The sequence below is a fragment of the Arthrobacter sp. MA-N2 genome, from assembly GCF_000517125.1.
Taxonomy (GTDB): Bacteria; Actinomycetota; Actinomycetes; order Actinomycetales; family Micrococcaceae; genus Arthrobacter; species Arthrobacter methylotrophus.
This window is the reverse complement of record NZ_KI912157.1, coordinates 323,033-341,470: the sequence shown is the minus strand read 5'-3', so window position 1 is coordinate 341,470 and position 18,438 is coordinate 323,033. Positions and strand designations below refer to the sequence as shown.

Annotated in this window: 15 protein-coding genes and 1 pseudogene; 1 reads left to right on the top strand and 15 read right to left on the bottom strand. The window is 59.8% G+C overall.

What is annotated here, in order from left to right; translation table 11 throughout:
* Positions 1 to 26: 26 nt before the first annotated feature.
* The 6 genes from A3M3_RS0123225 to A3M3_RS0123200 form a co-directional block, all read right to left on the bottom strand.
* Entirely contained in the window at positions 27 to 2,621 is a 2,595-nt protein-coding gene (locus A3M3_RS0123225) for a DEAD/DEAH box helicase (RefSeq protein ID WP_028268293.1), read from the bottom strand.
* Positions 2,618 to 4,597, bottom strand: coding sequence for a site-specific DNA-methyltransferase (locus A3M3_RS26745; RefSeq protein ID WP_035743748.1), 1,980 nt, complete (start codon positions 4,595 to 4,597; stop codon positions 2,618 to 2,620). Before A3M3_RS26745 ends, A3M3_RS0123225 begins: the two co-directional genes overlap by 4 nt.
* A 113-nt stretch (positions 4,598 to 4,710) precedes the next feature.
* Positions 4,711 to 5,811 carry a Shedu anti-phage system protein SduA domain-containing protein gene (locus tag A3M3_RS27175; RefSeq protein WP_051423522.1) on the bottom strand — a complete coding sequence of 367 codons (1,101 nt, stop codon included), beginning with the start codon at positions 5,809 to 5,811 and terminating at the stop codon, positions 4,711 to 4,713.
* A gap of 302 nt (positions 5,812 to 6,113) precedes the next feature.
* Entirely contained in the window at positions 6,114 to 6,881 is a 768-nt protein-coding gene (locus A3M3_RS0123210) for an ATP-binding protein (protein WP_028268292.1), read from the bottom strand.
* Positions 6,881 to 8,491, bottom strand: a complete 1,611-nt coding sequence (istA, locus tag A3M3_RS0123205) for an IS21 family transposase (protein ID WP_028268291.1) — start codon at positions 8,489 to 8,491, stop codon at positions 6,881 to 6,883. The genes A3M3_RS0123210 and istA overlap by 1 nt, the downstream gene beginning before the upstream one ends.
* 133 nt (positions 8,492 to 8,624) lie before the next feature.
* Entirely contained in the window at positions 8,625 to 9,923 is a 1,299-nt protein-coding gene (locus A3M3_RS0123200; protein ID WP_155854535.1) for a hypothetical protein, read from the bottom strand.
* A 183-nt stretch (positions 9,924 to 10,106) separates the two neighbouring features.
* Here A3M3_RS0123200 and A3M3_RS26735 point away from each other — a divergent pair, with 183 nt between their 5' ends.
* Positions 10,107 to 11,825, top strand: coding sequence for a zinc-ribbon domain-containing protein (locus A3M3_RS26735; RefSeq protein ID WP_051423521.1), 1,719 nt, complete (start codon positions 10,107 to 10,109; stop codon positions 11,823 to 11,825).
* Positions 11,826 to 12,177: 352 nt separating this feature from the next.
* Here the strand turns inward: A3M3_RS26735 and A3M3_RS0123190 are convergent, their stop codons facing one another.
* From A3M3_RS0123190 to A3M3_RS0123160, 9 genes and pseudogenes are all read right to left on the bottom strand, one after another.
* The gene (locus tag A3M3_RS0123190; RefSeq protein WP_197023378.1) at positions 12,178 to 13,332 is read right to left on the bottom strand and encodes a DUF559 domain-containing protein; all 1,155 of its coding nucleotides are present in this window, start codon (positions 13,330 to 13,332) and stop codon (positions 12,178 to 12,180) included.
* Between the two features lie 482 nt (positions 13,333 to 13,814).
* On the bottom strand, positions 13,815 to 14,195 hold the full coding sequence (locus A3M3_RS29200; protein ID WP_231497419.1) for a hypothetical protein: 381 nt from the start codon (positions 14,193 to 14,195) through the stop codon (positions 13,815 to 13,817).
* Positions 14,196 to 14,215: 20 nt separating this feature from the next.
* The gene (locus A3M3_RS0123180; protein ID WP_028268287.1) at positions 14,216 to 14,809 is read right to left on the bottom strand and encodes a recombinase family protein; all 594 of its coding nucleotides are present in this window, start codon (positions 14,807 to 14,809) and stop codon (positions 14,216 to 14,218) included.
* Between the two features lie 136 nt (positions 14,810 to 14,945).
* Positions 14,946 to 15,752 carry an AAA family ATPase gene (locus A3M3_RS0123175; protein ID WP_028268286.1) on the bottom strand — a complete coding sequence of 269 codons (807 nt, stop codon included), beginning with the start codon at positions 15,750 to 15,752 and terminating at the stop codon, positions 14,946 to 14,948.
* Between the two features lie 2 nt (positions 15,753 to 15,754).
* A complete protein-coding gene (locus A3M3_RS29195; RefSeq protein WP_231497417.1) occupies positions 15,755 to 16,150 on the bottom strand; it encodes a Mu transposase C-terminal domain-containing protein in 396 nt (131 codons plus the stop codon).
* Positions 16,151 to 16,253: 103 nt separating this feature from the next.
* Positions 16,254 to 16,943, bottom strand: coding sequence for an integrase catalytic domain-containing protein (locus A3M3_RS29190; RefSeq protein ID WP_231497416.1), 690 nt, complete (start codon positions 16,941 to 16,943; stop codon positions 16,254 to 16,256).
* A gap of 57 nt (positions 16,944 to 17,000) precedes the next feature.
* Positions 17,001 to 17,087, bottom strand: a pseudogene (locus A3M3_RS29185) (helix-turn-helix domain-containing protein); the annotation flags it as partial.
* A gap of 57 nt (positions 17,088 to 17,144) precedes the next feature.
* Entirely contained in the window at positions 17,145 to 17,741 is a 597-nt protein-coding gene (locus A3M3_RS0123165) for a recombinase family protein (protein ID WP_035743745.1), read from the bottom strand.
* A gap of 303 nt (positions 17,742 to 18,044) precedes the next feature.
* Entirely contained in the window at positions 18,045 to 18,434 is a 390-nt protein-coding gene (locus A3M3_RS0123160) for a CBS domain-containing protein (RefSeq protein ID WP_028268284.1), read from the bottom strand.
* Between the last annotated feature and the right edge of the window lie 4 nt (positions 18,435 to 18,438).

Genomic DNA, 18,438 nt, shown 5'->3' with positions numbered 1-18,438 from the left:
ATGCCGTCAACAATCACTGCCAATTGTTAGTAAGCTCCGCCAAGCTCACGGAACAATTGTTCGATGGCTTCCTTGGATGTTGCTTCAGCCAGCTTTTTCTCGAGAGTTCCGTCGGTTTGGCCTGATAGCTGGATGGCCGACAGCATTCCAGCGGGGTCCTTGATGACAATCGCGGCGCGGCGGAAATCGTCGTCGTGCTCTCGGACGTATCGTGCCAGGGCAGCCCACTTTGGTGCCGTGTCAGCTAACGAGTGATTGTGCGGGTCCACCAGATCAATGGCTACTCCGCCATCACCGTCATCATGGAAGAACAGGAAGTCCGGATAGAGATTCTTGGACACCTCGGAATCCAGATAGTGCACGGACAGCGCGTGGCTGCCGCCTACGGGGTTCCGATACCATCCCAACAGCGTTCCGGAGGCCTGCTCGGCTTCAAGGACACTCTCTTCCCATCCCGTCAAGGTGTCGGGGTACAGCCTGGTGTCGGGCAGCGCGTAGAGATGGCTCGCATATAACGGAAGCTCCTCGACCAGCCCGGTTTCCTTGTTCAGGAATTCTGTTTTCTGGGAGATATTCTCTGGCATACCGAGTTTGCTGGTCAGGGCCGAACCTACGGGTGCAAAGATGGCTTCAAATTCCTGGCGTTGCGTCGGTTTCAGGCGGGCCACCGAGCCCGCCGTGTTGCGCCGCCAGGATTCCACGCGGGCACCGCATTGGGCTTCCAGCGCTTCCCGGGCCTCGGCGGACCTTGCCACGGCGACGGTCCGGACGACCACTTCATCCCAATCCAGCTCGCCGGCGATGACCAAGGAGGTGCTGTACCAGGCAGCGGCGGCGTCGGGGAGTCGTCGTTTGGCCTCTTCCAGAAGCTGACGCAGGTTCTTTTGGCTGGTAACGGCCGTGCGCGCAATGGTCCCGGTATTGGCACCGCTGTACTGGTCGAAAGTGGCCATTTCAAAGCTCACTTCGAGCAACGAAGCCGCAACCTTGTCGATGGCCACCTTGTTTTGGCTGTACACAGAAGCAAGGGTCTCCACAACCACGTTGCGAGATTCTTCGGTGTAGGAAGACCCTCCGGGGTGCTCGAAGTTGGAGTTATCCAGTAGGGCACCGAGCCGTACCAGACGATTCACATTTGAGTTAAACCGGCGTACCGGTTTCTGCTCCCTGGTCAGCTCACCGATGGCATCCCAGACCGCTTCAGGCACGTCCAGATTCCGCGTCATGCGCTTTGGATTCAACTGCACCGGAACCTCAATGTCCGCCGAATCCATAAAGGACTTCACAACCTGCGCCACTTCAGCCTTGTTGAAGTGTGGCAGGTACAGATCCACTGCGTTCAGCTCATCGAATTCGGGCTCCTCAATTTTCTTGGCCAAGGGGTTGCGGACCATGCGCCCGATGAGCTGGGCGATCTGCGTGTGCTCCTGGGCGCTGCGCAGGGACACCATAACCTCAGCTCGGGGGCAGTCCCATCCTGTGGTCAAAGCTTGCATAAAGATCACGGCACGCAGGTTCCCTGACTGCGAAATCGAGGTTGGGGCAATGTACTGAACCACCCGTGGCATCTCCACCCCGCTCAACCATGTGGTCGTTGTGATTGGGGCATGGACACCAAACGCGTGAGCTATGGAGTCAGCGTCATCAAAGGCGTCGGAGGCATCGGTCAGTGTCTGGACAATCTCGCCAATCTTGGCGGCCGACGTAAGGTCCGGAACCTGGATGGCCAGGAGCGGCACCGGATAGGACGAAGCGCCCGTGGCACGGGCCCACTCCTGCCATTGCCGGTCGGAACGATCCAGGTCAGCTACAGCCTGACGAATCAAGGTGTCATCACTGGGCTGGTCGTCCAGCGCGTAGCTGACGTTAATGCGCTCCTTGATAAGACCGGAGGCGCGCACCTTTTGGACGTCTGCCACGACTTGCACCAGGGAACGGCCAGCAGCGCCGCGCATGGCCTCCTCAAATTTCTTCGGGGTCGCCGACAGCCCAATCACTATTGGTGCCGGCGGGTTCACGATCGTGCGGAAAGTGTCGTTGCCCCCTGGCACCTCGATGGTCGACCCGTCAAGGATTCGTCGCAGGATCGTCGGCCGGCTCCGGTCCGTGGCTCCCCTGTGTGCCTCATCTACCAGAACGATGAAACCGCTGCCGCGCTGCTTGATGGTGTTGCCGATAGTTTCCCACAGCGAATACCTGCGCCCGTCGCCGGTCTGGATGTGGCGGGTAGCGCCGGTCCCGAGCTTTTGGACGTTTAGGAAATATACGAGCCCTGGATCGAACTCCGCTTGGTCGAAGTCAGCCTCGACAGTCCGGAGCATATTCATATTGATCCGGTCTGAAGACGCCCGGATCTTCTTGCGGGACTGCTCATTGAGTTCTCCGTCATCGGTCAGCCACAGGACGGTGGTTTCCGGACGCGGATCAGAGTCCTCTGTTCCGAAGAACAGTCCCTCCAGTACAGCCGAGGCAATCACGGTCTTTCCCGCGCCTGTCGGAGCACTTATGCCGATCGCTGTCTTGCGTTCACTGTTGGAGCGAAGTCGTTGGACGGCAATACTGATTTCGTTGAGTGTTTCCTCAACGACGTCGGACTGGTAGTCGGCAAGGGTGAATTTCACGAGGAGCTCCGGTTGATTTGAAAGGCGTCAAGATAGGAGCCATAGATAGGCTCGACGGTGATCGCGTCGCCGAACGCCTCCCCGGCGAGGTCGCCTTGTTCGGGGGAGTCTGTGATGATGAAAACGTGTTTTACCCGGTTCTGTTTTGCGGCAAGGACTTCTGCCAGCTCAGCTGCCTTTCCGGCATCAAACAGGACGGCCATCGAGGAATCTTCGTTCCATTCATAGGCTGAGTCCCCGGTTCGTTGCACAACGGTGCCCACCGCACCAGACTTCAGCCAGAACAAGGGCGCCAGGCGTTCGTACTCCAGTGCTGCGTGCACACGGCTCTCTTCAAGATAAGCAAGCTCAAGGAACTCCACGTTGGTGGGCAGGCCATCAGAGTATGTAGAGCCATCCTGGCGAACACCCGTAACCACTGTCTCGATGCGCGGCTTCGTGACGTGGTGAAATACGCCCTTGGCTTCGTACTCGGAGGAGCCTGAAAGGTAACCCGCTTTGCGCAGCGCGGCATCGTCTTTGGCTGACAGCTCGTTGTTAGTGACCAGGATGCACTGTCTGGTCCCCTGGTCCTCGCTGTTCAGTCGGATAACGGCCTCAGCCGTTGTACCAGACCCCCCGAAGAAGTCGAGGATCACGGCGTCCTTGGGGGCCACCATGCGGAACCAACGCATCAAGACCTCATGGTCTTTGGGGAATGGAAAGCGTCTGTCTCCGAGAATCGTTTCGAGACGTTTCGAGCCAGGCATTCGAGTCTGAGTAAATGTTGGGTAGGGCACCTGAGATTCTTGGTCCTTCAAGTACCTCTTGAACCTTGGAGCCGTCGACTCGTTCGGACCAAAGAGGATTTTTCCCTCCTCTATTAGCCGTACCATCACGTCACGTGAGTAACGCCACCCGTTGGCAGGCGCCTTTACCGGCGCGCCTGTGACTGGATGCAATATGTCATACCGAAGCGTCGGGCGAGGGTTGGGACTCGTCAAATTATCGGCCTGATAGACCTCGCCGTTCTCATCGATCTGGTCATATCGGAAGACCGCCGGCTCAAGCTGTCCCTTCAATTTCCTTAGTGCTGCCCGGAAAAGACTTGTCGCCAGCTGCGTGTCACCATCGGCCTGGCCCCAAGCTGTTCTCGCTGCTTCTTCAGAAAGCTCAATCCCGGGTTTAGTCGCTAGCCAACGAGTATCCGCGTCGGTGAGTGCCATCTTGTTTCTGGCATAGGTCAGCATGTAGTCCACGCCACCAGCGGTGTATCGAGAGTCGTTCTTCCCGCTGCCCTGCCACGTGATGTTGGCCAGGAAATTCTGATCATCAAAGATCTCGTCCAAGAGCATCCGTAACCTATGATGCTCCTCGTCGCCGATTGCCACGATGATGACGCCCGTGGGTTTCAGGAGTTTCTTGGCAAGCGTCAGCCGACGTTCCATGAAGCTCAGCCACTTCGAGTGTCGGAAGCTGTCCTGCTCACCGACGTAATGGTCGTTGTACTGCCAAGTTTTGTTGCCCGTATTGTACGGAGGATCGATATAAATCAGATCTACCGATTCAGGGTGGGTGTATCCAAGCATTTCAAGGGCGTGGAAGTTCTCCCCGTTAATCACCACATGAGCCGGATCTTCAGAGTTGCCGGTACGCACGGAGCCCACAGTTATCAGACCTGGAAAGACCACCTCGCCGAATTGCCGGGCCGCGGTGACGTTCGAGAGCTTCTCTTGAATCACGGTCCCGTTCTCGTCTGCAAGTGTCAGAGTATCTCCGCTGATGGCACGCACTTTATGGAACGTACCGTCAGCTTCGCGGATGACAGTGCGACCGCGACGGACCTGAGCCTGGGGCATTCGAATGCCCTCCGGAGAATGCCGCTCAAAGACGAGCCCAAACTTCTTGGTGGTGCGCTCGAATTCGGCCTTCAGCCTTGCTCGGAGTCCTTCGTCCGTCACTTCGTTCAAGTAGACCTCGAACATACTCTTGGACATGAAACTCCTTGAAATAACCGCACAAACGAACATCCAGCCTTATGTCTATCAGCAAAAGTTCAGCGCTTTGGCACTCTGAGACTCAGCCGCTCCCCTGACGTCTCACCAGCGTTTCAAAATCGTTGTTCTTCTTCCCAACCCGATGCTGGGTCCGGCTCATCCGAGTCCACGAGGTCATGCACGGCGGGTGCAGCTTGGACATCAAGAAGCCTTAGCGCCGCCTTTGCTCCGTCAATCAGCTCCCCGTAAGTGATCACCTGCACCCTGGACAGATGGCTGTTATAAGTCCGGATAGCCTCGGAAACAGCTTTGGCGTCGTGGCCCCCGTTTACATACTGAGGGTGACCAATAACTACGCTTGCGGTCGCTCGCCTCACATCAACATTTAGGTTTTGCTGGATTGAAGCGGATTGCTCGTCCAGGGCACGAAGATAGTTCATCGTTTGTCCTACGGCCTGATGAACTTCGCTGCCGACAATCAGGTGATTGCGAAAAGGCTCAACGAGCTTCGGGACGCGTGCCCGTTTCAACTCCACGACGTGAATACTGCCATCTGCCCGTAACAGCGGGATATCCAGCTGATCAAGGACGGTGAGCTGCCGCCTTTGGTGTTGTCCAATGAATTGCCCACCGAAGAGCCACCATTGATCATCCAGTGCTGTTTGGAGTGCCTGCTCACTGCTTTCCGGATCATTGACGGCAGCCTCAAGGACAGCTAGGGCAACCCGACGACGCTGGGCCGTAACAAGTGAACTCCCCACTGCCACAGCGTCACTCTTCGACATGGCCTCGCGAACATCGGGCATGCGGAGAAGATCAGAAACTAGCGAGACTGCCGAAGCAGAATCACCGGTAGCAAGTCTTTCGAGAAGTGCCGCCGTCGAGCCTTCCTCCACCACAAGAAATTTGCCATCGGTGGGGAGGTTTTCGTTAAGGAGCGCCTGCACTAGCTTTATTTCGTCGTTCTCGCAGGACCACCGATAGTCCGCCTTTTTCTGGAACTGATAGGAGCTACCTGCAGTGCCGCGCTCCCAGGTTTGGACAATAAACGTGTGTCCCTTTATCTCCCCAGTGGACCTATCTCCGATAGTGAGCAGCGCAGCAGTCTTCCAAGCACGAGGACCGTTCTTTATAACGGCGTCTTGGATGGACAACACGTTGGGATTCGCTATATCCGTTCTTAACCTCAGGAGAAGTTCCTTCTCAGCAGACATAGAAGGATTCTGTCAGAAACAGCATCCATTCAAATCGCTTCCTGGTCAGTAGCGGCCTGGAAATGGCCGCGGCCAGGTCGTGGCTTCAGCGGTAACGGCACGCCCTGATACTGCCTACTTTTCAAGGTAGTAAAGGGGTCCCACTTCCTTGGATGTGGCACAGATGTTCAGCTCTCAGGCGGCGCCTGGCAGATAGCTTCTGTTGGTACTGCTGGTCTGGGTAGGTGGTACTGGGGTTCCGGGAACGTGGTACCGGCCCTTCGCTGGTCTGCTCGGGGCCGGCACCGTGTTCTGGGTGGGGTCTATTCCCAGTGGTCCGGTTGGGCGCGGGCCCTGTCGTCGCGGAGTTGTCGCATGTCCACGTCGCCGAGGTTGAGTTGGCGGGCGTTGTTGGCGAGCCGGTTCACGATCGAGTCCGCGGCCACGCGGTCTGGTAGGGCCTCGACCCAGTAGGCCGGGCCGGACTGCGAGGCGATGAGTGTGGGCAGGCGGTGTTCCCGGTTGGCCAGGACCGCGAAGAGGTCGTTGGCCGCTTCGGGGTCGATGCCTACGGTGAGGAAGTCATCGATGACCAGCAGGTCCACGTCCGAGAGCTCGTTGAGCAGCTTTTGGTGGCCGATGCCGTCGCCGCGGGCGATGACCAGCCGGCGGGCGAGGTCGTCCATCCGGGTGTAGGTGACGGTGTGTCCGCTCTGGCAGGCGGCGATGCCAATCGCGCAGGCCAGGTAGGTCTTGCCGCCACCGGTTGGTGAGATGACCAGCAGGTTCGTGGGGTCCTGGCGCCATTGGTGGGCGGCGTAACGCTTCATTCGCACCGGGGTGATCCCGCGTCCTTCCTGGTAGTTGATCTCGGCGACCGAGGCTTGCGGGATGGGGAACCGTGCGGCCCGGATGAGTTTGTCGATCCGGTGGGCTCGGCGCTGGTGGAGTGCGTCGTCCACTGCGGTGAGGAAGATTTGCTCGGGAGTGAGCTCGTCATTGGCCTCGTCGGTGATCAGTTCCTCGAACCGTACGGCCAGGTGCGCGATGCGCAGGGTCCTGAATTTCTCGTGGTCCTCGCTGGTGAACATCAGCCCTGTCCTCCCTGTCCGCCGCGGCGGTAATGCTCGGCCGAGCGCACGTGCACCGCCGCCTGGATGCCGGCGTCGGGGTCGGCGCCGCCGGCGGGTTTGCGGGTGGCCGCCGCCGGGGTGATCGTCCGGGGCTTCTTGGTGTCGGAGTCGATGGTCGCCATGATCCGTTTGATCGTGCTGTAGGTTCCCGGTGCACCGGTGTCGAGCAGGACCTGGCAGGCTGCCTCCAGGCGGGCTTTGTTTCGCTTGCCCAGGGACTCCAGGATGTTCTGGCAGTCCAGATAGCCTTGGGCTTCCACAGTGTGCCGGTCGATGATCCCGGCGATGACGGCCTCGGTGGCCGGCCCGAAGCCCCGGGCGCGGTCCGTGAACCACCGCTTGGACCACAACCCGTCGATACCCCGGTGACGGGTCGGGGCATGCGCGACATCGGTCGAATACTGGCCCTTCCGGCCCTGCCGCCGGACATGCTCACAGATGACCTGGTCCCCGTCGAAGACGGTCACCGTCGTGGAGGTGACACGGACCCGCAGCAGCTGCCCGGCGTAGGTGTAGGGCACCGAGTAATGCTGGGAATCGCAGCTGACGTGATAATTCCGTCCGACCTTGAGCTGCTTCCATTCCACCGAGTCGAACCCGTCGGCCGGCAGCGCCTGGAGCAGCCCGGACTCATCGGCGGTGAAGCGTTCCCACCGGGTGCTGCCATCGGCCCGGGGAATCTGCTCGTTGATCTCGACCAGCCTGGCCCCGATCGCCTCGTTCAGGGCCTGCACCGTGGTGAAGACCTCCTCGGCCAGATAACCGATCACCCGCTTGTTCACCACGTTCACCGCCGACTCGGCCGCAGCCTTATCGCGGGGGCGTTTCGCCCGGGCCGGCACGATCCCTGTGGAGTAGTGCTCGGCCAGCTGCTGGTACCGGGAATTCAGGACGCGGGCCGACTCGCCCCGCTTCGGCCGGTGGGTCGAGGTCGCCGGGTTGTCCGGGACCACGAGCTGCGGGACCCCGCCGTAGAACGAGAAGGCCGCTACGTGGGCGGCAATCCAGGACGCTGATGTCATGTCCGTGTATCCATGGCAGAAGACCGCTCCTGAATACGGCAGCACCGCCACGAACAGGTAGACCCCGGTCACCTCGCCGGTGACCGCGTCCACGACCTCCAGGGTGTCCCCGGCCCAGTCCACCAGCATCGCCCGGCCCGGCTCGTGGTGCAGTGTGGCCACGACATCGCTCACGCGGGCATGCTCGGCGAACAGGGCGCAATACTGTGAATACCCGTATTTCTTCCCGCCGTTCACGGTGCTCGAGGCCAGATACCTGCTCCATGCCTGCTGGAGGGTGAAGTGCCGGTTCTCCCTCATTGAGGCCAGCACCCGATCGAAGTCCGGGCGTTCGTATGACTCCGTGACCCTCTTACGGCCGTCCGGAAACAACCGGGCGATCTCCTGCGGGGACATCGCCCCTATCTGCCCTGCGGTGAAGCCGTAAGCCGCGATCATCTTCTTCGCCGCGGCCACGTCACGGCGTGAACACCCCGCCCTCGCGACGATCTCGTCATAGCTGCGGCCGGCGACGGCCAGGGTCATGATGGCCTTGAAATCGGCCATACTGCCTCCTCACATAGGAAGAGGCGGCGCCCAGTGCACCGCCTCACCCACAGCGCAGCACCCACAGACCACGGCAGTACCAACTCCCCAGAACGGCAGTACCAACAACTCGGAACGCCGGTACCAACTCACGCTATCTGCCAGGCGCCCATCCCCAACGGGTCTTCGCAGCCCTGAGGCTTGCTCGGACTGACTCAGCGTCCGCTATACCCGCGGATACATCCCTCCACGCTTCATAGAGGTCCCGTGTATCTATGAGTGCTCCCCCGGCCTCGGTGAGCGGCCGGAGGTCGTCATCGTTGGGAATCGCTTGAACTCGCGTTGACGGGTTAGTGCCGCGCCAGGCATTGACGACATGCCACACGGCGGGCGGCTCCTGTCCGGTCTCCTTGGTGTAGGCAACCGCCGGACGCCCTGTAATTTGGGGGACGTCATTCACCTTCGCGCCCTTCGCGTACCCCTTCACTTCCACAAGAGCTAGCCAACCAGCATCCGACGGGTCTTGGACGCGAAGGTCTTCAAGCTTCGCTCCGGTTCGTTCGTCGTGGTGATCGTCCATGTCTCTGACTGTGAATCCCAGGTCTTCCAGAATTGCGGTTACTGCCTCCACTAGTTCATCGCCGTCACTAGTGAGAATCCTGCGGGTTCCTTCGTCCGCCAAGCGCGTCGATTCGTCGAGCTGAGCTTGTATTTCCTGTTCCCGTCGCTGAAACTCCGTGAGGGCTTCCTGGTGAGCCTGTCTCAGTGCCTGCAAGTCACTTATGTGCTGGCTAACTTCAGGCGGGGACCATCGAGCACTTGTTTTCCAGTCGAGGTCTGGGGGCACGCTATCTGAATCAACATTGCCAACCATGTCCAGAAAAAGCCGAAGCCAACCCAGGTGCTGCTGAGTTTCTGGGGGCAAGACTAGGTTCAGCTTGCCGCTGCGTTCGGTAAGCAGTGCATAGACGGATTGTTTTGCCCCAACATGAACAAGGGGAATGCACCGCGAGGCAAGGTTGCCGCCCGCTGCGACGGTTTCCTTATAACCCTGCGCAGGTTTCACAAGGCGCCAGGTCATTTTGTGCCCCTCCGGCATGTTGGGAACCACTGATGTTCTCAAAAGTGCGACAAGGGGTGGTGGGACGTCGGCTGGGATTGCCAGCTCATTTGCCAGCGTGAACGCATCCCGAACGAAGAAATACTTCGTTCGGTCTTCCACGAAGCCTCCGGCGGTGTCCGCTCCAAACGAGAGTACGTGCAGATGCGCCGAACGACGAGCGGCATTCTCCGCGAACGTTACCAGGATGTCGTACTCATCTTCGTGCACCATCTCAGTGCTGGTTACCAGCTTGACCGTTGGGACGAGCTCCAACAGTTCTTGTGTCAGCAGCTCCCGAGGGAGGTCTTCGAAGAGCACACGAGGGCGCGGCTGGACGTTGAAGATATTCACTCGCAAACAATATCGGGACGTATGACTAATGACGTCCCATTTCCTTAGAACTGAGACGGTCCCGCTGCCGCTTCTACCAAAGGCTCGATCTCCGAGACCTTGCAGCCCGAATTCGGAACGGCAATCCGTCATGAGACCCGATCCAGACCCGGAGGTGTCGGTAGCGATCCGTACCCTAAGGGAATGACAACTTCAAAGGCGCCACGAGGGAGCCGCCTGCTCGCCGTCGTCGCGCCTGAACTGGCCGACCAGTTTGGTGCGGAGCGAAATGCCGGGATTGACTTCGCCGCGCTCAGCGCCGGGTCCCCAAAGAAAGTCTGGTGGGTCGGGCCTTGCGGCCACGAGTGGGAGTCATCACCTTACAACCGGCTGCTGGGCCAAGGGTGCCCGTTCTGCGCCGGGGTCCGTGTACTTGCGGGCTTCAACGATCTAGCCACCCTCAGGCCCGACCTCGCAGCGGAATGGCACCCCACCAGGAACGGCAAGATCCTTCCCACCGCAGTGTCCCGCAGCTCTGGGAAGAAGGCGTGGTGGATCGACTCCCTTGGGCACGAATGGGAGACGAACATTAGCGGCCGCGCCAACGGCGCCGGTTGCCCGTTTTGCGCAGGAGTAAGGCTTCTGCCGGGCTTCAACGACCTGGCAACGAAATTCCCAGACCTCGCAGCCCAATGGCACCCGACGCGCAATACCATCACAGCCTCCGCGGTCGCGCCGAAGTCCAATTCCAAGGCCTGGTGGATATGTTCAAACGGCCACGAGTGGTTCGCGAAAATTCTGAATCGGGCTAACGGGAACGGCTGCCCCGTCTGCAAGGTTCCGCGGGGCGACGAGTTCGCGGCCGAGAAGCGTCGCCGACGAGCCGAGGGAAAGCCTGTACGCAAGCGCGTCATGGACCCGGACCGTGTGTCACAGGGTCTAGTGCCAGGCCACAACGACATGGCTACCACGCACCCGAATCTGGTCGCCGAGTTTCACCCGGTTAAGAACGCCCCGTTCACGCCGTCCACCGTCGTCGCCGGCACAAGCAAGAAGATCTGGTGGCAATGCCCGCACGGCCACGAGTGGGAGACGACTGGAAACTCACGGGCTTCGAGCGGCACCGGGTGTCCGACCTGCGCAGGTCAGCGCATCCTCGTTGGATACAACGACCTTGCGACGGTACGCCCTGACCTTGCAACTGAGTGGCATCCCACCAGGAACAACGGCCGCCTCCCCAGCGAGGTCACAATCAGCAACGGCAAGAAGGCATGGTGGCTCGGCGATTGCGGCCATGAATGGGAAGCTGTTGTTTCGAGCCGCACAGGGCAAGGTGTCGGATGCCCGGTGTGCGCGAACCGTAGGACTCTCGCTGGCTACAACGACCTTGCGACCCGGCAGCCCCTCGTATCTCGTTCCTGGCACCCGACCAAGAACGGAGTAGTATCACCCTCGCACATCACTCAATACTCGAACAGCATTCGGTGGTGGCTCTGCGAAAAGGGTCATGAGTGGAAATCGACGGTGAATAATCGGTCTCATGGGCAGGGGTGCCCGTTCTGCTCCGAAGGTGGTGGCTTCAACCCCGGGGAGCCCGGTTACGTCTACTTTCTGGAACACAAAACACTGCGATCATTCAAAGTCGGCATCACCAACGTGGGCACGCCCCGCCTCGATCACTTCAAGGCCGATGGGTGGACAGTCCTCAACCTCGAGCTATTCAGCGACGGCCGCCATGCTCGCGCTGTCGAAGGAGCCATCAAGCGCTGGTGGCGTGTGGAGCTCGGATTGCCGATGTGGCTCGGACCCGACGACATGATCCGGACAAGCGGATGGACCGAAACCGTCCATTCCGATGAGCTGACAGCGTTTGAGTGCATCGCCCGTATTCGCGCTGAGGCAGAGTTGCTCCGAAACATGTAGCCGCCGCACATGGCCTTCCACCAGGGGCGAGCCGAGGCGCGCTACTAATGCCTCAGAATGGGTGTCCCAGTTCCTTAGAATCGGGATACCCCAACAGGGAAACTCCCCTGGCCGACCAAATTTGGCGAATGCCACGTAATCCAGCTGACCCATTTGTTGTCCCACAACCCGCGCCACAATGGCCTGCCACGAAGACAACTTTCGGTACGGTGCGGTCATCGAAATTTCGGCATGGAACTCCTAACGGTTACGGCAACCTCAACTGCCAATGTGATCGGTGCCGGAAGTCCCGTTGCTACAAAAGACTTGAGCGTAGCCAGAAGAACGGGGACCCCTCATAGGCTCGAGGCCATCAACTTCTTGAGAGTTCCGTTGGAGCCCCGGCCATCCGAAGTTGGATAACCTGGTAATCGCCGCGCTTTCCCTTGTGTTGCCCCACGGCAGCAATGAACCAGCCGCGTTCGACGGCTTCTGGGTGCAGCTCAGCCTGAACATCTCTGCCTGCGCATATCGCGCGCTCGGTAAAAGCGTCCACGCCAGCTAGATTGGCCGTCAAATCCCATGCTGACGCGCCTAAATATAACCTCGGATGAACTTGCACAGTCGATGCCTGTTCTCCGATGAATAGCTCATCTCCCCAAGGAAACCTGGACTTTGGCATGAAATCTTTCTCTGACATTTTTCCCAAGATTTCCTGCAGAGCATCGCGCCACTGTTGTCTTGGCAGCTCATGCAGGCCCAGGGGGCAGATAAACTTCGGCGCTTCCCAGCGTTCTTGGGTGGCCAAGTAGCGTCCGTTCTCCATCGCCACCATCCGCTCAACCCGCCCCGAATCCAGCTGCCACGAGACGTGGAAGCCGTTGTCGTAACGTTTGTGTTGGGCGATGGCACCCAATCGAGACTTCTGCCGGACGACGGCTGGGGCCTTTTTCCTGATTCTTCGAACGATTCCAGGCCGGCCTTCAACTGCTTCGGCGACCGCTGCTGCCAGGGCCTCCATTGCCTCGTTCGTAACCTTTTCGGACTCGACCAGCACATCATGGTCCCCGATGGCGCCAAGACCGCCGAGCCTCAGACGCACAACTTTCCATCCCGCGCCGGCGAGGAGTTGGTTCCGGGTGTTGTCCTCCCGTTCCTTGCCGGCATGAGTATGGGCGGGGTCAACTTCCACGCATACTTTGGTCTTGGAAATCAGGATATCTGGCGTGAGGATGGGGAAATTCCTGAGGCGCGGTTCCTGCCCACACTGTATGCCGCTACGTCCTTTATGAACCGCGAACCCGGCGGCAACGAGCTTTGCCCGCACCTGCTCTTCAGTCTGGGAAGTCGTAAGATTCCGCGATTGGATCACCGTCCCGACAGGGTATTTAGGACCCTTGACCGTTCTCTTCGTAGCGAAGGAAGCGGCCCGGCATGAGCCGCAGATGGCCATATTTTCGGAGCCGGGCTTGGCAATGACTTCGTGACCACATCCAAGCCGCACCCATCCGTGCAGCTGCTCCCCCACGCAGGTGAAGCATGAACGTGATCCGCCAGCGTCCCGGCGCCAGCCGGATGCCGCACCGCACTGGACCACTGCTGACTCGACGAACTTGTGCCCTCGCCCGCACACCCAACGCACCTTCACAGGTGAAGAGGCGGGAATGTCATTTGGGCCGAAGGCATTATCGTCGTCCCACATGTCCAAGACTTCTGGATGCCTGGCCGCGACAGTAGTACCGGGTTTAGGCGCCCTCCGCGAAAGACCAAGCTGGGTACGCTCGTCGGGCATAAGCGCCGGCCAGTTCTCAAGTGCTTTCACAACTTTCCCCCATCTAAAGCTCCGCGCATAGCGCCCATTAGAGGGATGTTATGTGAGGCCCCTGACAAACTACCCGTATTAGTGGGGTGTCAGGTCAATGGAACGAGACTTACCAGCGGGGAGGCTTTCCCCTTCAGGAACTCACCCGAGTCCCACCCACTAAATGAACGTAGGGGGTGCGGGCGATGTCAGTGTCTTTCTTCCTCGAGGAATTGCAGAAGGCCGTTCATGATGCCCACCCGCAGTTGCGAAGCTTTATCGACTTGGACTTCGGACGTGACAATCAGGAAACTACTGCCCGATAGCTGCTGAAGCCATGAGGGCTTACGATCCAACCTCCACGTCCGAGTAGCCTTGTAAAGGGCTCCACCTTCAGTGACAGCATGCAACTCATCGGTCTCCTTAAGCCGGAAACTCCACCCCAGCCCAACCTCCCCGGTATAGACTCCTGGAACCCTCCCGAGGTCGGCAAGAAGGACCGGCTCTGGAGCATAACCGCGCTGCCTGCAAACCTGAACGAAGGTATAGACAGCCTCGGCAAAGACAGTGTCGTAATCGCTAAGCTCCAACAAACAGCCTTCCCCCTAAGTCATGCGGCTTCAGGGACAGATTCTGGCACGACGTCGTTACGGCTCAAGGCCCGAGTCAGGGAGGAAATGCTGACGCTGAGCCGCTCAGCCGTCTCCTTCAAAGTCTTCCCTTCGCTGCGCAACTGCCGAGCCGTTTCCAGTTTCCCTGGCGTCATCGACCGCGGGCGGCCGCCGAGCCGGCCTCGCGCTTTAGCAGCAGCCAGCCCAGCCTTCGTTCTTTCCGACAGCCGTGACCTTTCGTATTCCGCAAGGGAAGCAAACATGTCAAAGATCAGCTTGCCGTGGGCACTAGTTGTATCCAACCAGGGCTCAGCCAGCGAACGGAAGCCTATCCCCCGCTGACCCAGAACTGTGACGATATCCGCAAGGTCGGAGGTACTACGGCCTAACCTGGTCAGGTCCGCGACCAACAGCACGTTGCCCGGCTGCAGATAATCCAGGCAATCCTTCCAACGTGCCCTTGCCTGGGTAGCACCGGAGGCGTACTCCTGAAAGACGCGCACTGCCCCGGCCGCTACCAACGCATCTACCTGCGAATCAAGCGATTGACCCCGAGTGCTGACCCTCGCATAGCCAACTATGTTCCTGGACACGTCAAAAACCCTCTCTATACCCTTTTGACCGGCTTTCTTTTCGGCAACCAGTTTTGACTAGCGTAAGAGCGATTTCTTGACCTTTTTCTGTGGACTTGTTCGATAGGTGGCGGCGTTCTGTTTTCGCTCTGTGTCGCTAGTTCCCGATAACGAGGATGCTTGCTGCTGCTTCCACGACGTCGTCGGTGATGGTTTCGAGCTGGTTTATCTTGAGGACGCGTGTGATCTGGGGGAATAGCCGTTCGAGGAGACGGAAGTTGCCTCGGGTGATGCGTTCTACTGCGGCGATTGCCTGGGCGTCGGTGAAGTCATCCGGGTCGAGGGTCCGTCCGAGGCGTTTCCAGTGTCGGTCCAGGACAAAGAGGAGCTCGTCTCTGCCAAGGGCGCGGTATCGGTGGGAGAAGCCGAGCCGGCTGTACAGCTGGGGGTAGTGCCGGAATCGTTGGTCTATGCCGGGCATGCCGATGAGGATCATCGGCAGGTGTGTTCGGTCGTGGTTGTCACGGAGCAGTTCGAGGGCTGTCGCGTTTAGCCGTTCGGCTTCGTCGATGATGAGCAGCTCCACGAGTGTGGTGACTCTGTTCAGTGAACGTGGTGCGGCATCGAGTTTGTGCAGGTGTTCGTCAATGCACGAGCCGATTCTCACCTGGTATCGGTGTATGTCATCCATGAGGGTTTTGGGACGGCAGAGTACGTCTGGGGTGTAGAAGACGGCGCGGGAGCGGTTGGCGAGGGTGTAGTGCTTTTCGTCCTGGTCGCCGCGTGGTCCCCATTCGGTGATGTAAGGCTCCAGATCATCCCAGTTGGCGTAGCGGCGCGCAGAGAGTGTTTTACCCACTCCGGCATCTCCGTGGCAGATCCCTATTGTTCGTTCTTTTCGGACTGCATTGGCGAACTCGGTGAAGCGCCGGTGTTCTTTGGTGACGATGAAGGTGGTGTTCATCATTAGTCCTCTTCGTAGGTGCGCAGTCGGCGCCGGCGCCGTACTGGTTCAGTGATGTGCGGTTCTTCACGGCTGATGACTGATGGAATACGGTCGTTGATGGTGCGGCGCAGTTCTTTCCGGCGCGCTCTCCGTGCAGCCTCGATGTCCCGCAGACTCAGACGAAGGTTGGGGTGGTCTTCATCGACCGCGACGCAAACGAAGGTGTCGTGGTCGTAGACGCGGATCTCGGAGATGTCCCGGGGGTCGTAGCGGATGGTGACGGTTTGCCCCACGAAGGGCGCCAGCGTGGGTGAGAGGTAGCGCTGGCCTTGAAAGTGGATGCCGTCGCGTTGCACGGTTCGGTTCTTTGGAACTGTCAGGAGGAGTCCGTCGAGGTCCTCCAGACTTTCGGGCATCCTGGGAAGCCAGCCATCGGCGACCCAAGCATCCCGTGGTGAGATACCGACCTCACTGTGAGGCCGGTCGTTGTAGACGGTGACGAAGCCTCCGATGGCGCGATCAAGTCCGGGGAGATCGAGTGCGGGCTGAGGTTCCCAACCTCCCCGGCCCCAGGTGTCCGGGGAGGTTGGGAAGAACTTCGGTGTTGATGGTGCCAAAGAACCGCTCAATTTTTCCCCGGCCCTGCGGCCGGGCGATGGTCGAGTGGATGACTCGGATGTGCAGCTCGATGGCAGTGTGTTCAAGATGGTGGCTCGTGAAGTCGGAGCCGTGGTCCACGTGCAGGATGTCGGGCAGTCCGCACATTGCCCAGCTGGGATCACTCTTGCGCCAGATAGCCTGCCGGAGGGCGAGAGCTGTGTTAAGCGCTGAGGGCGCACCGGTGAAGACGGTGTAGCCGCAGAGCGCCCGGGAGTAATCGTCCATCACTGTCGTCAGCCAGGGCCGGTCAGGTTTGCCATTGGCGCCGTTGATGAGGATGTCGAGTTGGGTGTGGTCCGCTTGCCAGATGTGGTTTGGGCAGTCGGCGCGGCGGCGAAGGACAAGTTCATGCCGGTCCCGGTAGGATGCGGGACCTTCGAGAGCCAGGGTCACCAGGGCGGGGTCCAGTGCCTGGACGATCTTGCGGACGACGGAGTAACTCGGCGCGTGGACGCCTCGTCTGCCCGCTTCGGCCGCCGTAAGTCGGTGCAACGTTGCGATACTCGGGCGCGGTCTGGTCAGCGCGAGTCCCTCGATAAACCTAACCATTCCTGGGTCTATGCGACGTATGCCGGCATCGGCGCGTGGATGCAGGTCAAGAGCACTCCCGCCACCAGTTCGGTAGAGCCGGAGCCAGCGCTGAAGAGTCCGGGTGCTGATTCCGGTTTCGCGGGCAAGGGCGGCAAGCGGGATCTGGTCCTCGACGTAGAGTCGAAGGACTTTCCAGCGCTCATCGCCGTTCAGGATTACCTACGTTCTGGTGCTCTCGCGGGCGGCGAGAGCTTGCTGGTGGCGGTAGAGAGTGGCACGGCTCCATCCAACGAGACGGGCGGCGTCTTCCGCGGTGCGTCCCTTGGCCCGGGCGTCCTGCGCGATCGCCAGCTTGTCCGCAATGACAACCGGATCCGTCAGTGGCCGGCCAAAGCGCGTTCCGTTCTGTCTGGCGGCGGCGATGCCGGCATTGACCCGCTCGACGATCAGCTCGCGCTCATACTCGGCCAAGGTGGCGAGCATGTTCAGCATCAATCGACCTGTCGAGGTCGCCGGGTCGATACCGTCTGAGATGGATCGGACCTGGACGCCGCGTTCGCGCAGCAGGTTCACGGTGTTCAGCACGTCGATCAATGACCGGCCCAGCCGATCGACCCGCCACACAACGACGGTGTCGCCCTCCTCGGCGTGCTCGAGGAGCCTCTTCATCCCGGGCCGTTCGATCGCCGTCTTACTTCCCGAGGTCACGTCGGCGAAGACGTCGCGCCTTTGCACACCGACGGAGAGCAGAGCGTCGAGCTGCAGCTGGGCATCCTGGTTCGAAGTACTCACCCGCGTGTAGCCCAATTGCCTCATCAGGCCATTCTGACTCAAAAAGTCCGTCACGAGGCTATGCTGAGACGATTTACGGTGAGACGTGTTTCCGGGACATCAGCCAGCCCGGTTTTCTCAGTCCGGCACTGGCTCCTCCCGACGCCCTGAACAGTGTCTCGAAAAGCTTTTGCTTTTCAAGACGGCAGCTTGGGGATTTTCCTGCTTCAGAATTCGAACAGGATGTATCCGGGTGCGGGCATCCGGCGAGTTCTTGTCCATACGGTAAGTCATCGTTCAGTCCGGACAAAGATGTTCCGTGTCGATGTCCTGGTCAGCGCAGTAGGGTCAGGTCAGTTCGTCCATGAGCCGGGCGAGGATGTCATTCATGGCGAGCAGCCCAACGAGCTGATTTCCTTCGACCACGACGAGTCGGCTCAGGTGATAGCGGCTCATCAGGGCCGCTGCCTGGCGGACGGACAGGTCCTCGTTGACAGTGATTGCGGGAATCGTGGCTGCGTCGTAGACGTTCAGGAGGTCCACATCTCCGTCCTGGGCAACAACGGTGTCCAGAAGTTCTCTGTAGCTGAGCATGCCGTAGGCATCATGGGCGTGCTGGCGCTCCACCACCAAGCTCTTCACCTGGCGCTCCTTCATCGTCGACAGCGCCTCACGCAGGGTGCTGTAAGGGGAGATCGTAACGACCTCGGGGACCATGACATCTTTGACGGTCAGCATCTTT

What these genes read in the sequence shown, in the direction of transcription:
- A3M3_RS26735 (WP_051423521.1), top strand. Translation starts at nt 10,107, where the DNA reads ATGACAACTTCAAAGGCGCCACGAGGGAGCCGCCTGCTCGCCGTCGTC.
- A3M3_RS29195 (WP_231497417.1), bottom strand. Translation starts at nt 16,150, where the DNA reads ATGCCCGAAAGTCTGGAGGACCTCGACGGACTCCTCCTGACAGTTCCA.
- A3M3_RS29190 (WP_231497416.1), bottom strand. Translation starts at nt 16,943, where the DNA reads ATGGTTAGGTTTATCGAGGGACTCGCGCTGACCAGACCGCGCCCGAGT.
- A3M3_RS0123160 (WP_028268284.1), bottom strand. Translation starts at nt 18,434, where the DNA reads ATGCTGACCGTCAAAGATGTCATGGTCCCCGAGGTCGTTACGATCTCC.
- istA (WP_028268291.1), bottom strand. Translation starts at nt 8,491, where the DNA reads ATGGCCGATTTCAAGGCCATCATGACCCTGGCCGTCGCCGGCCGCAGC.
- A3M3_RS26745 (WP_035743748.1), bottom strand. Translation starts at nt 4,597, where the DNA reads ATGTCCAAGAGTATGTTCGAGGTCTACTTGAACGAAGTGACGGACGAA.
- A3M3_RS0123175 (WP_028268286.1), bottom strand. Translation starts at nt 15,752, where the DNA reads ATGAACACCACCTTCATCGTCACCAAAGAACACCGGCGCTTCACCGAG.
- A3M3_RS0123210 (WP_028268292.1), bottom strand. Translation starts at nt 6,881, where the DNA reads ATGTTCACCAGCGAGGACCACGAGAAATTCAGGACCCTGCGCATCGCG.
- A3M3_RS27175 (WP_051423522.1), bottom strand. Translation starts at nt 5,811, where the DNA reads ATGTCTGCTGAGAAGGAACTTCTCCTGAGGTTAAGAACGGATATAGCG.
- A3M3_RS0123165 (WP_035743745.1), bottom strand. Translation starts at nt 17,741, where the DNA reads ATGAGGCAATTGGGCTACACGCGGGTGAGTACTTCGAACCAGGATGCC.